Origin of the sequence: Streptomyces endophytica, from assembly GCF_026153355.1 — a bacterium.
Taxonomy (GTDB): domain Bacteria; phylum Actinomycetota; class Actinomycetes; order Streptomycetales; family Streptomycetaceae; genus Streptomyces; species Streptomyces endophytica.
Window position 1 is genome coordinate 5,865,701 of the sequence record NZ_CP110636.1, and the last position, 13,782, is coordinate 5,879,482.

The following is a 13,782-nucleotide window of genomic DNA, read 5'->3' on the forward strand; positions in this document are numbered from 1 at the left end:
GCTCTCCCCTACCTCTCCGGGCTCCCGGGCGCGGGCGGCGCGGCGGCGGGCCCCGGCGTGGCGCGGGGCCGGCGGCGGGTGGCCTCGATGATCTCCGCCAGCTCGTCGGTCTCCAGCCAGTTGAATTCCTGCTCGTGCTGCATCAGCCAGTCCGCGAACCGTTCGCCCCGGGTCGCGCCGTCCTCGACGTGGAAGAACTGCCCGTTCTTCAGCTCCTCCTTGATCACCGCCAGTGTTTCGCGGACGTGGTGGTACCGCTTGGCCTCCAGCAGACGGAGGGTCAGCTCCTTGTAGTAGGCGTCGGTGTGCAGTGTGGGGTGCCGCGTCACCGCCTCCGGGACGGTGCGCGGATCGGTCGAGGTGCGCGGCAGGTGGATACCGTTCTCGGCCCCTTGGCGCACATCGATCTCGGCGTCCTTCAGGATGCGGCGGGCGATCTCGGCACGCGGGTCGCCCTCCGCGACGATGTGGTGGGTGTCGTGGCCGGGTGGGCGGGGGTCTCCGGCCTCTGCCATGTTGCGTTCCAGCGCGTCCGACGGCCGCCCGCCGGTGGTGACCGGCTGGTGGGGTGTGTCGGACAGGCCGGGAGCCTCCGGCCGTGCCTCGCCCGCTTCGTGCAGCAGGGCCTTGTCGTCCCGGCTCGCCCACTTGGACGCGTCGTCCCAGGCCGCGGCCAGGTCTTCCGGGTCGGCGAAGCTGCCCGCCCGGTCCAGGCGGCGCTCCTCGAACCTCTCGATGATCTCCATCGCCAGCTGCGGATTCTTCTTGGACAGCCGCCGCACAGACTCCAACTGCCGTTCCATCGCGGCTCGTTGCACCGCCCGCCCGCGGTACCGGGCCCGGATCGACCGGATCCTGGCCAGCACGGCCGCGTGCTCGACCTGCGGGACCACCGCGCGGGCGCCGGCGACCAGGCGCCACGCCGTGGCGTCGCCCCGTTCCAGTTGCTCCAGCAGGGTGCTGAAGGCGGCGAGCCGGTTCGTGCGGCGGGCCTCGTCCTGCAGGCGTGCGATCTCCAGCAGGAGGGCGTCGAACGCCGCCACCTCACCGCCGGCCTCGTCCAGGGCCACCCGCACCACCCGCCAGCCGACCTCCCGCACCCCGTCCATCCGGCGGACGTCCGCGGCCACCACGGTCAGGAAGTCGATGCCGACCTCCGCGCCCGGGCCGATCCGGGTGAGGCCGATCTGCCGCACCGCGGCCAGGAAGGAGTCGCCCTCACCGGCGACGAGTGCCTCGGCGAGCGCGGCCAGTTCCTTCTCCTCGAAGCCGCTCGGACCGGCGAGGTGCCGGAACACCTGCCCCAACTCCTCGCCGAGGCCGCTCGCCTTGGCGGCGAGGGTCTGCAGGATCTCGGCCTTGCGCAACGAGCTCTGCACCACGGGCCCGAGTTCCGGATGGGCCAGCAGTTCGGCCAGCGGGCTGCCTTCGGCGATCTCCAGGCGTTCGAGCAGCTCGACGAGCCGGCGGTCGTCCTCGACCGGAAGGTGCGACAGCAGCCGCACGACCTCCCGCTCGCCCTCGACCTCGCGCAGTACGGTGCTCCCCGTGTGCATCGCGCGGGCGACCCGGCTCAGTTTCGACGCGAGCAGCTGGCCCTCGGCGGTCTCCGCGACCTTGCCGACCAGACCGAGGAACCGCGCCACCACCGCCAGCTTCTCGCTCAGACCGAGGGCCTCGGCCGCCGCCTTGAGCTCCCCGATGCCGACGAACCAGGACGCCACCTCGACCACCAGGGCCCACTTGATCCTGGCGGCCACGTGTTCGCCGACGTGCAGCACCGCCGCACCCCGGAAGCCGTCCGCCAGCTTCGCACCGATCTGCTTCACCACCAGCGAGCACTCGGCCTGCGCGGGCGCATAGCCCCATCCGGCGAGCTGGAACATCACGACCATCCGGGCCAGTTGGCCGAGGCCCTCCAGGATCTGCGCGGGGCGGGTCACCAGCATCGCCAGCCCCTCGACCATGCCGCGCAACAGGCCCAGCACCGCGCCGACGGCCGCCTCGACCTCCACCCACACCGAGTCCGCCAGCCGGACCGTCTCGCCCACCACCACGTTGTCGCGGATCGCCGCCCGCACTTCCGGGGAGAGCTGGAACGCCTCCTCGACCAGCCGGCCCACGGCGGCGACGGTGAAGGGCTCCTTCTTGCCGAACCTGGCGCCCACGGTGACCAGCAGGTCCCACAGGGTGTCCCCCAGGTCCTCGAACAGCTGCGTCGCGAGACCGGCCTTGGCGAGCATCTCCTGGACGGAATCCAGCTCCGTGACGCTGCGGAGCGACCGCATGATCTCGACGATCGCGTGTTCCTGGCTCTCCCACGTCCAGGCTTTGATGAGGACGGTCAGATAACGGGACTTGGTCCGCCAGTCGACGAGGCCGAACGCCTCCGCGTCCAGCTCCGCCAGCCGTTCCGCCGCCGCCTGGAGGTGGTCGTCGTCCCCGCCCAGCACCTGGTCGACGAGCCGGTCGAGGTCGCCGAACACCAGCTGGGCGGCCTCTTCCTCGGCCAGCTCCGGGCCGCCCGCCGCCAGTCGCTCGTAGAGCCGCAGGCCGGCCTCGCGGTCGGCGGTCAGCGGGTTCCGTTCCTTCGTCAGCACCGTGACGATGTCGTAGCGGTGCCCCGCCGGGTCCTCCACGGCGCGCAGGATCTTGCTGCGCAGCACGGTCGCCACCTGCTGCCCGGTGGGCACCTCGCCACCGGCTACCTCCAGGTCGTGGGTGGACACCGGGGGCGTGGTCGCGACCACCCAGATCCTGCGGTCCGCCGCCCCGACGGGGCCCTCCAGCAGCGCGAACGAGGTGGTGCCGAAGACGGCCCGGCCCAGCTGAACGGCCCGGGTGAGGTTGCTCGCCCGCACGTGGCGGGTGGCTCCTCCCAGGGTCACGATCCGGGTGCCGGGCAGGATGATCACCGCTCGGCCTTCGAGGCCGCTGGGCCCCTCGATCACTTCGTCCCGGCCGTCGGCCGACGGCTCGGACCCGGCGGGACGGTCCTCGGCCGGCGGCGGGGCCGGAGCGCCGGCCGGTGTGGATGTCCGGGGCGGTGCCGCGGCGGCCGGGGCAGGTGCCGGGGCTGCCGGCGCGGGGGCGTCCGGAGCGGCTGGTGACGTCCCGGTTTCCCCGGCCTGGTCCGCCGTGCCCTCCACCCCGTCCGCCGACAGCCCGAAGGCCAGCCGCAACCCCCCTCCGGCCGGCGGCTCCGCGCCCGCCTCGGCCTCGAAGTCGCCGGCGGGCGGGCCCTGCGTGGTGGGCGGCGTGGCCGGTGGCTCGCCCGCGGGCGGAGGCATAGCGGTGACCGGCCAGCCGCCCTCCTGAGCCCCGGTCGCCGCGCTGGCGACGGCACGCAGCAACACCTGCTCCAGCGCCCGCCGTTGTTCCTCGGCCGGGTCCCCGTCGAACGTCACCGACTCGGGCAGATGCAGCCGGACGTTCAGCGTGTCCCTTCCTCCGGTCATGGCGCCTGCTCCACCTGCTTCAGCTGCGCCGCCAGTTGGTCGCGTCGCCGCTGGGACGCGCGTTGCTGTTCGGGGGTGGCGGAGCGGGCGCCCGCCGCCTCCTCCTCGGCCGCGATCTCCGCCGACAGGACCGTGGCCAGCTCCGCCTTGCCCAGCGGGTCCAGCTCGACCGAGTAGGTGGTCCGGATCAGGTCACGGACCTCGCGTATCCCGTGCCAGGGGTGGGTGCGTACGTGCTCCACCTCGCTGTGCTCGACCCGCTCGGCGGCGACCGACACGGACGTCAGCCGCAGGTCGGCGCTCTCCAGTTCGGTGTCGTCCTCCCCGCCCCGTTCGAGGGTGGTGAGGAGACCGATGACGGCGTACAGGGGCTTGCCGGGATGCCGGAGCTGAAGATCGACGAGCTCCTCCAGCCGGTCGTCGAGGCGTGCCTGGATCTCCGGTTCGAGCGCCGCCAGCTTCGGCTTCGCCCACCGGTCCAGGAACCGGTCCTCGATGGCCTGGTCCACGCGGGACATGGCGGCGTTCCAGATCACGACCGCGCCGATCGTGGCCAGGCCCCGTCCGGCGCTCTTCAGGCTGCTCGCGATCCGCACCCCCAGGCGCACTCTCACCGGCCGCCGGGACAGCACTCCGCCGACCTGGCGCCGCATGCGTTCGGTGTCCGCGTGGGAGCGCGGGCGGGTGGGGTCGTCCCCGACCTCCTTCGCCGCGGCGATGTCCGCCGCCCGCGCCGCACGCGCCTGTGCGCCCACCAGGTCCACGAACTCCGCCTGCGTCGGCAGGTTGCGCGCACCGGTGGCGTAGCCGCCCGCGTTGGTCACCGCCAGTTTCATGTTGAGCTCGGCGGGGATCGGTTTACCGGCTCGGACGGCGTCCCGCGCCGCTTCGAGCCGGTGGAGCAGATCCGCCTTCCCGTCGAATTCCGCGATCGGCCGGATCTTGTCGATCGCCCGCTCCAGGCTGGCGCGCAGATTGACCCCGAGCGCTGTCGCCGTCTCGCCGTCGATGTCCTTGAGGGCGTTGAGCGCCTTGTTGTCGACCAGCCAGATGGTGCGGGTTCCGCGCTGGATCCCCACGAAGTCGAAGCCGGGCTCATTGGGCCGGTGCGCGCCGGGTCCGGAGGAGGTGATCACGGCGTGCACGCCCCGCTCTCCGAGCAGGTGCGGAAGATCGTGCTCGCCGTATGTCCCTCCCGCGCCTGAGGCGGTCACCCGGTACTGCCTGTCCTTCGGCGGCGCCGGACCGCCCCCCAGCACCCCGGGCGGGGCGACCGGCGGCCGGCCGGGCGGACGCCCCCCGGTGACCGTGACGGTGGGGCCCGGGCGCCGCGCCACCGGCCCGGCCGCCGCGCCACCCGCCCGCCGGAGCAACTCGGCCTCCAGCGCCTCCGCGTACGCCTTGATTTCGGCGTGGGCAGGCTCCGCCGGGCCGTGGCCGAGCAGCCAGTTCCGCGCGTGCAGGTACTCGGCGTCCAGTTCGGTGTCCGAGAGCACCGCCGGATCCCGCGGCTGCGGGGCGTCGGTGGTCAGGCGTACCGGCTTCAGCGCACCGCCGCCTTCGTAGGAGGGGACCCGGTAGACCCGCCCGGTCACGCCGACCCGCGTGGGGTCCTCGGTTTCCCGGGCCTCGCTCATAGCGGCCGGTTCCCTGGCCGTCACGGTTTCCAGGTGCCGGCGGGCCAGCCGGAGCCGCTCGGCGAGCGCCTGCTCGACGACGCGGCCGAGCTCTTCGATGCCCGCCGCCGAGGGCGCTCCGACGACCGACACCGTGATCGGGAAGTGACACGACAACCGTGGCATCCCTGAGACTCCTCAGGATCTCTCGGCTCAGGTGAGCGCCTGATACAGGGCCGTCCAGATGCCGTCCTCGACGGCCGTTCTGGTCTCCTCCGTGAGGTCTCCGGCCATCACCACGTGGACCGGGAAGTAGTAGTGGACCTCGGTGCCCGAACGGGCGGACACCGCCGCCTCCGAACCCGGTGCGGGAACGACCTGGTCGCCCTGGTGCACTTCGATCAGTCCGGGACGTTCGACGGTTTGCGCGCCTTCCCGCTCGTCGGCGGGTTCCTGGTTGGCGTCCGGCATGGGGACCTCCGTCCGCCGGCAGCGTCCGCGGCTAGGCGCCGGTGGGGACGGCCTGCAGGCTGATGCAGTTGAACGTGGTGGTGGGCACGCCGTCGATCACGATGGTGTGGGCGACGGACGTGATGTAGCAGTCGTTGAGGGCGATGCTCTTGAACGTCCAGTCGCTGCCCTTCCCCTGCTGGACGACGACGCTGAAGGCGGTGTTGTCCATCGCCAGCCCGGTGAGCGTCGCCACGGCCGTGCCGATCGCCTTGACCGCCATCGTGAAGGTGAATGCCTGCGGCTGGACTATGTGCGCGACGTTGTCGGCCTCCAGCGAGTGCAGCGGCTGGACCGGGACGTTGAAGGTCGGGTTGAACGAGTCGATGGGGGTCACCGGTTTGGCGTCCACCGACACCGCAAGCCGGGTGTCCCATTTCAGGGTGTCGGGCATGGTCTCTCACTTCCCTGGTTTTCCCTCGGCTCCGCCACCGGCAGGATCAGCCGGTGAAGACAAGCTGGACCGCCAGCCGGTGGATGGCTCCCGCGTAGACGACCTCGATCGTCATGTCGGCCTGGCGGGCGCTGCGGGCGTCCTTGATCTCCTTCGCCTCCGCCGCCGACAGGTCGGCCGGGTCCTTGTCCAGGAGCGTCAGCAGCGGGATCACGACGGTGAAGCGGTCGATCACCTCCTGCGCCACCAGCGGGGAGAGCACCGACTCCACCAGCGTGGCGACGGCGCGCAGCCCGACCCGGCTGATCCGCAGGTTGCCGATCGCCTGGATCAGCGCCGCCTTGATGCGGAAATTGACGTCGTCGAGGGTGCGGACGATATCGATGTACTTCTTGTTGCCACTGGAGTCGGCGGTGTAGCCCTCCCCCAGGTAGAGCGCCTGGCCGGGGAGGAGCACCGGGCTGGTGATCCAATTGATGAGGCGCTTGTTGTACTTGTCGATCTCCGAGTCGGAGAACGTCTGCGTCATCGCGATGCTGATCGGTTTCAGCAGCAGGGAGATGTGCGGCCGGTATCCGGCGATGACCCCGGCGGTGGCGGCCGCTACGTCGTCAGGAGAACGATGGGCCACCAGCACCATCCGCTCCTTCTGCACGGCCCCGGTGTTCAGCTCGACCGCATCGTCGGCCGACAGGGAGCCGTCCAGCATGGCCACGCCGATGCGTTCCTTGCCGTCGCCCTCGATGGTGGACACATGGGTCGCCAGCTTGCCGACCGTCTCCGCGTTCGCCTGGTTGAGGGGGGTGTTCGCGAGCACCACGATCTGGACGTCCAGCTTCTCCGTCTTGAGGAGCGCCGCGTCCCAATCGGGCCCGGCGAAATCCACCTGGACGCCCCAGACCCTGGTCGGCGGCGGTGACTGGTTGAACGCGGCACCGATGGCCCGGACGAGGTCGTTCGGGCTCTCCTGCGTCACGGGGTCCCCAGCAGCATGGTTCCTCTCCAGCGCCGGGTCCACGGTCAGCGTGAAGTCCGCTCCGGCCGCGGCCGATTTCGTCACCTTGCGGACCTCCGAGGCGGTGCCCGTGCCGATCCGCACGGTGGTGGCGGGCGGCACGTTCACCGGGACGGTGACGGCGGTCGCTCCGGTGGCCGCATCGGCGGCCAGCGTGGTCGCCCCGGCCCGGTAGGCGCCGGCCGCGGCCGACGGCGAGGTGAAGTCCGTGGGCGGCGACTCCGCGGTGCCGAAGCCGCCCCTGCCGATGATGGCGATGTCCCCGAACGCCCGGACGGCGGGCGCGAAGAGCTTGCTTACGGGGGTGACCTTGATGTACTTGACCGCCATCGACCGCTCCTTACGTCGTGCGTGACGGTCGTCCGGCCGGACATCGCGCGCGATGGGGCCCGGCTTGCGGGCCTTCACCACGTCGGCGGGGTGTCATGCGACGTCCTCGAACGCGGCCACGAAGCCCTCGGCGGCCAGCAGGTCGGAGACCTGTTGCCCGGTCGCCGGGGCGGTGTTGGGTGCGAGCGCGGCGGCGGGGAAGACCGCCAGCCACGCACTGGCGGCGAGCAGAGCTCCGCCGTCGTACTCGTCGGGTCGCGGGCGCGTGTCGTCCAGCGCCCGCCGGCACTGGACCAGCCGGCGCAGCGCGGCACCGAGGTCCAGGTCGGGAAAGAACAGCACGGAGATGCGCAGGCGGTAGGTACGCCCCGGCTCATCGGGGTCGAAGGGCGGTGCGTCGGCGTAGTGCAACCGGTAGAGGCGGGGGAACTGCGCTTGGAGTTCCCCGTAGTCGGCGGCCTTGGCCCTGCGCATCAGCTCGGCGAGGTCCAGGAAGCCGAATTTCGCGACGAACTCCTCCTCGGAGAGCCCGGAAAGGTCTTCGGCATCCAGTGCGTCGAGTGCACCGGAGGTCAGTGCCACCCGGGCGGTGACCACGGTTTCCAGTGAGAGGTCTATCCAGTTCGGCGGCGCCACCGCCGGGACCTCCAACGTTGCCCTGGCCTGCGCCACGTCCGGCAGGAGCTTCTCCCAGCTCCCACGGACCGTCACGGGGGCACTCACCGGCACCTGGAAGTTCGTTGCGGTGATCTCGACGGCATCGACGAATCGGACTTCGAGCAGAGCCGGCTCGTACACGGCGGCCAGCAGGGAGCGCAGCCGGTGCCGGTCGGGATCGTCCTGGGGCACCAGGAGACTGGCCACGTGTTCCGGTTGCAGGTACCGGACCATGAGGTGGTCGGCGAAACCGTTCATCGCGCTTCCCGCTCAGCAGCGGCGCTCACGAGTCGGCGTCGGGCCCGGCCGCTCGGCATGGGGGACCGGCTGGCCGGGGACGCACAGCCCGTACAGACGTCGGAGTCCGCCGCACCAGCACGCACGGCGTGCGGTACGTATCAGTGAATTCGGGGACCGAGAATCCGGAGGGCACAGACGGGCGACGCTCCGGACCACGTCCTTCGTCCCCCACACTACGCCGCGCGGGCGAGCCCGGCATGTCGGCGGAACACCACAACGCGCCCGCCGGACTCAGCTGTTGCGCGGTCAACATCCCGCTCCGACGGCAGGTTCCCGTTCAACTGGTGCATACCCCATGCACCGGCACCGCGGTCTGGCAGCAGGCCACCCGAACCTCCTCACACCGCCCCCTTGGCCGCCCTCCACTCCGACGCCAGCACCGACCAGATCTCCTCGTCGTGCCGCCGCCCCCGGTACAGGTGGCTCTCGCGCAGTACGCCGTCCCGCGTCATCCCCAGGCGCCGGGCCACGGCGATGCTGGGCGTGTTGGTCGAGGAGACCCACCACTCCACGCGGTGGATGCCCCGCTCCTCGACGGCCCAGTCGATGAGCACCCGCGCGGCCCGGGTCACCAACCCCTTGCCGACCGCCGACGGTTCCAGCCAGCAGCCCGCCTCGGCGTTGCCCTGCGTGACGTCCATCGTCCGCAGGATCACCGCGCCGACCAGCGTGCCGTCCGTCCGGATGCCGTGGATCCGCCCAGTGTCGGCGGCGGCCTTCTCGGCGTAGGCCTGGAGGAACGCCCGGCTCGACGCCAGGTCCGTGACGGCGTCGGGCAGCCCGTTGTGCTGCCCGATGAACTCCCGGCCCCGGTCGATGTGGGCCAGGAACTCCCCGGCCTGCCAGGGCTCCAGCGGGCGCAGCTCCGCGCCGTCGTCACCGAGGGATATCGCGTACATGGTCACCTTCTGTGGTCGGAAGCGTCCGGAGCATCGGGAGGGCGAGGGGCAGGTGGTCACGGCGCGGGCGGCCGCCTCGGGACGGCCGCTGTCCCCCGGGCTCCGGCGGGCATCGGGCGAGAGCTGGCGTTCCGCCTCAACGCATGGGTACGCAGGGCGATTTGGGCCTCGAATCGGAAGTGCGGGTCGCCGAGCCGGTCGCCGAAGAGCTCGTCGAGCTGGCGCAGCCGCTTGCGGGCCGTCTGCGGGTGAATGCCCAGGACCTGCGCCACCTCGGGTGCGGTACGTCCCCAGGACATCAGCAGGGCGTCCAGGGTTTCGGCGAGCCGCACGGCCCGGCCCCGCGGCAGCTCCGCGAACGCGCCCAGCACCCGACGGCCGAGCAGCAGCCCGATGTGCGCGCTGCGGAGCAGATGGAGGTCCGCCAGTTCCTCGTCGGCACGCAGGAACACCCCGCCGTCGGGCTCGGCGCCCGGCGCCCGTTCGGCACGGTGGTCGAGGGCGAGACGGGCGCACTGCAGCGAGAGCCATGCCTCCGGCGCGGCGACGGCCGGGCCCACGGCGGCGACGCGGCCCCGGGCGGCGTGCCGCACCCGGTCGAGCAGTCCGCCGGTCTCCGGCTCGGGAACGACCAGCACCGCGTCGCTCCCCCGGTGGACGGTGAGCAGTTCGGTATCGGCACCCGGCACGGTGAACCGGCCCGCCGACCGGACCACGACGCACGCCACCGTTCGCGGCAGCGGCCAGCGGGCACGTGACGCCAGCGGCCCCAGCGGCGCCTGGTCCTGCCCTCCCCCTCGGGGCTGTTCCAGCAGCCGCTCCACCAGCGTGCGGCGGGCCCGCTTCAGCTCGTCCTCCGAGCGCAGCTGCGCCGCCAGGAAGCCCTGCACCGCCTCGTTGGACAGGGCGTTGATGTGGATCAGTACCGCCTCGTGCAGCGGTACGACGAGCTGGGGTGGCAGCGACGCCTCCTGTACGAGCTCGGCGTACCGCCGACTGCCCACCCGCGCGCCGACCCGGAAGGCGGCCTGCAGGCCGTCCGTGGTCCGGCCGTTGAGGAATTCGACGCGGCCGAGGTGCCGGAAGTGGCGGATGTGGTGGTCCTGCGGGCTGTCGGGGTGCTCGGTCAGCTCGGCGAACTGCCGCAGGGCGCGACGGATCGACTCCAGCAGATCGCGTCCGACGGCGGAGTCGAGGGGGCGGCGGTATGCGGACACCTCCTCGCGGATCGCCTCGACCATGTCGGTGACGATGGCGTCGATCCGGGGACGGATCAGTGCGGCCAGCGCCACGGGCAGTTCGTGCCAGGGCTCGCGCCGGAACGTCTCGGCCGATGACGCCATCGCGGTAACTCCGTCTCGGGCGGCGGGAGAAGGACGGGGAGGGGACGGGGAGGGGACCTGCAGGGGGCAGCACACGGGGTGGGGCACGGGCGGCCGCGCACGGGCTGCACCCCGTGAGGCGGAGCCGGCGAAACATGTCACGCGGATGACATCTTCTCGGCTCCGCGCCCGTTCTGCCTGGTCGGGCTTCCGCGCACGGCGCCAGTGTGGATCCGACGTTACGCGGCGGTAGCTTCCGTGTCTCGCCCTTGTGACAAAGATTCACGGGGCCGGGAACGGGGCCGAGCCCAGGACCGAGGACGGGCCGCTATCGGCCTCGGCCACGGGGCTCCGGTCACGGGGCCTCTGCCGCGCCCCCTTCCAGAGCACGGCAGAGGAGATCCCCCATGCGCACCTTCAGATCCCGGCCCGCTCCCCGCCTGCGGCTGCTGACCGCGGCCCTGACCGGGCTCGCCGCCGCCACCTGCCTCGGCCTCGCCGGCGCCGCCCCGACCCAGGCCACGCCGGCCGCGGGCACCGCCACCCCGGCGGGCGCGGCGGACGACCCGGCCGGCCCGCGCCAGGACGGCTTCCTGCCGGCCTTCGCGTACTCCGCGCTCCACCCCACGGCCGTGCCGGCCGGCACCAACGACTGGAACTGCCGTCCCGGCGCGGCGCATCCGCGTCCCGTGGTGCTGGTCCACGGCACGTTCGAGAACCGCTACGCCAACTGGGCCGGGCTGGCACCGAAGCTCAAGGATGCCGGCTACTGCGTCTACGCCCTCAACTACGGCGGGGGCTCGGCCGGGCCACTGATGGCCACCGGCGACATCCCCGCCTCCGCACGGCAACTGGCGTCCTTCGTCGACCGGGTCCGGGCCGCGACCGGTGCCGCGAAGGTCGACCTGGTGGGCCACTCCCAGGGCGGTCTGCTGCCGCGCTACTACCTCAAGGACCTCGGCGGCTCGACCAAGGTGGACAAGCTCATCGCCCTCACCCCGACCAACCACGGCACGTCGCTCTGGGGCCTCGGCCTGCTCGCCCATCTCTTCCCCGGCGGTGACGCGATGATGGACTCCTCCTGCCCGGCCTGCCGCCAGCAGGTCACCGGCTCGGACTTCCTCAACGACCTGAACGCGGGCGGCGACACCCACCCCGACGTCACCTACACGGTCATCACCAGCCGCTACGACGAGGTCGTCACCCCCTACACCTCGGCCTACCTCGCCGCCGCCCCGAACGTCAGCAACCTCAAGGTCCAGGATTTCTGCCCCACCGACCTCACCGACCACGTCGACATCAGCTACGACCCCACGGCCACCACCCTCACCCTCAACGCCCTCGACCCGGCCCACACCCACAGCCCGGACTGCTGACACCCCGTCACACCGCGCGCACACGTGGCCGCGCGGAACTTCCGCGCGGCCATGTCGCGTCCGGGGCGCCCCCTGCACCGCCGCTCAAGATCATCGGGGTCCGGAATGGCCCGTATCTCGATAACGAACACTCCGAAGGTGACGACGATCGACAGGTGAGCCGGCGTTGTGGGCGATGTGCCGCGAGCCGCGCCGCCCGGCCCGCACCTGAGGTCGTCGGCCGCTCCCGGCCACCACTTCAGCCGGCAGCCGGATCGCCGGTCCGCCCCGCCTTCCTCCGGCCCGGCAGGACGACGAGGACGAGGAGGGTGCCGGCGGCCATGATGATGCCGCCGGTCAGGCTGGTCGTGGCGACGCCGTGGGCGAAGGACCGGTGCACGGCGTCGATCAGGGCCTGGGCCTGCTGGGGGCCGCCGGACGGGTCCTGGGCGATCCGTTCGGCGACCGCCAGGCCGCCGCCCACCGAGTCCTTGGCGGCGTCCATGGCCGCGGCCGGGAGATGGCCGCCGGCCAGGTCGGTCAGTTCGTCGCGGTAGGCCGTGCCCAGCAGCGAACCCAGCACCGCGATGCCGAGCGAGCCGCCGAGTTCCAGGGCGGTGTCGTTGGCGCCGCCGCCCACCCCCAGTTCGTCCTCCGGGAAGGACCCCATGATGGTGTCCGTGGCCGGGGAGACGCTCAGGCCGATCGCGAAGCCCAGCATCATCATCGGCGCCAGGAAGTCGGTGTACGCCGAGCCCTGCTCGATCCACGTGAGCAGGAGGACGCCCGCGGTCCCGATCGCCATACCGGCCACCACCATCGCCTTCATGCCCAGCCGCGGGGTCAGCCGGCCGGTCACCGCCGCGCCGGCGAACACGGCCCCGGCCAGCGGCAGCAGCCGTACGCCGGTCTCCAGCGCGTCGTAGCCGAGGACGAACTGCAGGAACTGCGTGGAGTAGTAGAGCGCGCCGAACGTGCCGAAGAAGAAGAACAGCACCGCGAGCAGGGAGCCGCTGAAGGGCCGGAGCCTGAACTTCCGTACGTTCAGCATGGGGTGCGGATGCCGCAACTCCCAGGCCACGAAGGCGGGCAGGCCCAGGCCCGCGACCACGGCGGCGGTGACCGGGCCGGCGCCCCAGCCGAAGTGCGGGCCCTCGATCGTCGCGTAGACCAGGCTGCCGACGGAGACGATCGACAGCAGACCGCCCACGTAGTCGATCCGGCCCATGCCCTGCGCCTTCGACGACGGCACCAGGACCAGTGCGCCGACGACGGCGACGACCGCGACCGGGACGTTGATCAGGAAGGTGGAACCCCAGGCGTGGTCCTCCAGCAGCCACCCGGCGACCAGCGGGCCGACGGCGATGGCGAGACCGGAGGTGGCGGTCCAGGCCGTAATGGCGCGGGCGCGCTCGGCCCGCGGGAAGACCGCGACGAGCAGCGACAGGGTGGCCGGCATGACGACGGCGGCGCCGACGCCCATCAGCGCCCGGGCCGCGATGACCAGTTCGGTCCGGTCGACCAGGCTGCCCATGACCGAACCGCCCGCGAAGACCACCAGGCCCGTGAGCAGCGCGCCGCGGCGGCTGTATTTGTCGCCGATCGCGCCCAGCACCAGCATCAGCGCGGCGTACGGCACGGTGTACCCGTCGACGACCCACTGCAGGTCGCTGCTGCTCAGGCCGAGGTCCCTGGTCATGTCCGGCGCGGCCACGATCAGCGACGTGTTCGCCATGACCACGATCAGCAGGCTCAGACAGAGCACGAGCAGGGCCCACCACCTGCGCGGATACGGGGATTCCGGGTGCTCCACGGGCGTGGGAGCGGGAGCGGGTGCGGACGCGCGGCGCCCGGTTGTGCGTGCTGCCGCTGCTGCCGCCGGCGGGGATATGGATGCGGGATCGAGGGTCGACACGGGACCTCCAC

General features: G+C 72.2%; 10 protein-coding genes. 1 reads left to right on the forward strand and 9 read right to left on the reverse strand.

Annotated elements, in window-relative coordinates; genetic code table 11:
- Window positions 1–8 precede the first annotated feature (8 nt).
- The 8 genes from OJ254_RS26285 to OJ254_RS26320 form a co-directional block, all read right to left on the reverse strand.
- The gene (locus OJ254_RS26285) at window positions 9–3,458 is read right to left on the reverse strand and encodes an AHH domain-containing protein (protein WP_265364349.1); all 3,450 of its coding nucleotides are present in this window, start codon (window positions 3,456–3,458) and stop codon (window positions 9–11) included.
- Complete coding sequence (locus OJ254_RS26290; protein WP_265364350.1) at window positions 3,455–5,260, reverse strand: hypothetical protein; 1,806 nt, start codon at window positions 5,258–5,260, stop codon at window positions 3,455–3,457. The genes OJ254_RS26285 and OJ254_RS26290 overlap by 4 nt, the downstream gene beginning before the upstream one ends.
- Window positions 5,261–5,287: 27 nt before the next feature.
- The gene (locus OJ254_RS26295) at window positions 5,288–5,545 is read right to left on the reverse strand and encodes a hypothetical protein (protein WP_261954546.1); all 258 of its coding nucleotides are present in this window, start codon (window positions 5,543–5,545) and stop codon (window positions 5,288–5,290) included.
- 31 nt (window positions 5,546–5,576) lie between these two features.
- Window positions 5,577–5,978, reverse strand: coding sequence for a hypothetical protein (locus OJ254_RS26300; RefSeq protein WP_265364351.1), 402 nt, complete (start codon window positions 5,976–5,978; stop codon window positions 5,577–5,579).
- A gap of 46 nt (window positions 5,979–6,024) precedes the next feature.
- On the reverse strand, window positions 6,025–7,323 hold the full coding sequence (locus OJ254_RS26305) for a hypothetical protein (protein ID WP_265364352.1): 1,299 nt from the start codon (window positions 7,321–7,323) through the stop codon (window positions 6,025–6,027).
- Between the two features lie 93 nt (window positions 7,324–7,416).
- Window positions 7,417–8,238, reverse strand: a complete 822-nt coding sequence (locus OJ254_RS26310) for a hypothetical protein (protein ID WP_265364353.1) — start codon at window positions 8,236–8,238, stop codon at window positions 7,417–7,419.
- Between the two features lie 380 nt (window positions 8,239–8,618).
- Complete coding sequence (locus OJ254_RS26315) at window positions 8,619–9,179, reverse strand: GNAT family N-acetyltransferase (RefSeq protein ID WP_265364354.1); 561 nt, start codon at window positions 9,177–9,179, stop codon at window positions 8,619–8,621.
- Window positions 9,180–9,235: 56 nt separating this feature from the next.
- Entirely contained in the window at window positions 9,236–10,522 is a 1,287-nt protein-coding gene (locus OJ254_RS26320) for a PucR-like N-terminal domain-containing protein (RefSeq protein ID WP_265364355.1), read from the reverse strand.
- A 386-nt stretch (window positions 10,523–10,908) separates the two neighbouring features.
- Here OJ254_RS26320 and OJ254_RS26325 point away from each other — a divergent pair, with 386 nt between their 5' ends.
- Window positions 10,909–11,877, forward strand: coding sequence for an esterase/lipase family protein (locus OJ254_RS26325; RefSeq protein ID WP_265364356.1), 969 nt, complete (start codon window positions 10,909–10,911; stop codon window positions 11,875–11,877).
- Window positions 11,878–12,115: 238 nt separating this feature from the next.
- On the opposite strand, the gene OJ254_RS26330 is transcribed toward OJ254_RS26325, so the two are convergent.
- Complete coding sequence (locus OJ254_RS26330) at window positions 12,116–13,669, reverse strand: MFS transporter (protein ID WP_265364357.1); 1,554 nt, start codon at window positions 13,667–13,669, stop codon at window positions 12,116–12,118.
- Window positions 13,670–13,782 lie beyond the last annotated feature (113 nt).

Excerpts from the sequence above, each read along its gene's own strand:
- OJ254_RS26285 (WP_265364349.1), bottom strand. The coding sequence starts at position 3,458 with ATGACCGGAGGAAGGGACACGCTGAACGTCCGGCTGCATCTGCCCGAG.
- OJ254_RS26290 (WP_265364350.1), bottom strand. The coding sequence starts at position 5,260 with ATGCCACGGTTGTCGTGTCACTTCCCGATCACGGTGTCGGTCGTCGGA.
- OJ254_RS26295 (WP_261954546.1), bottom strand. The coding sequence starts at position 5,545 with ATGCCGGACGCCAACCAGGAACCCGCCGACGAGCGGGAAGGCGCGCAA.
- OJ254_RS26300 (WP_265364351.1), bottom strand. The coding sequence starts at position 5,978 with ATGCCCGACACCCTGAAATGGGACACCCGGCTTGCGGTGTCGGTGGAC.
- OJ254_RS26305 (WP_265364352.1), bottom strand. The coding sequence starts at position 7,323 with ATGGCGGTCAAGTACATCAAGGTCACCCCCGTAAGCAAGCTCTTCGCG.
- OJ254_RS26310 (WP_265364353.1), bottom strand. The coding sequence starts at position 8,238 with ATGAACGGTTTCGCCGACCACCTCATGGTCCGGTACCTGCAACCGGAA.
- OJ254_RS26315 (WP_265364354.1), bottom strand. The coding sequence starts at position 9,179 with ATGTACGCGATATCCCTCGGTGACGACGGCGCGGAGCTGCGCCCGCTG.
- OJ254_RS26320 (WP_265364355.1), bottom strand. The coding sequence starts at position 10,522 with ATGGCGTCATCGGCCGAGACGTTCCGGCGCGAGCCCTGGCACGAACTG.
- OJ254_RS26325 (WP_265364356.1), top strand. The coding sequence starts at position 10,909 with ATGCGCACCTTCAGATCCCGGCCCGCTCCCCGCCTGCGGCTGCTGACC.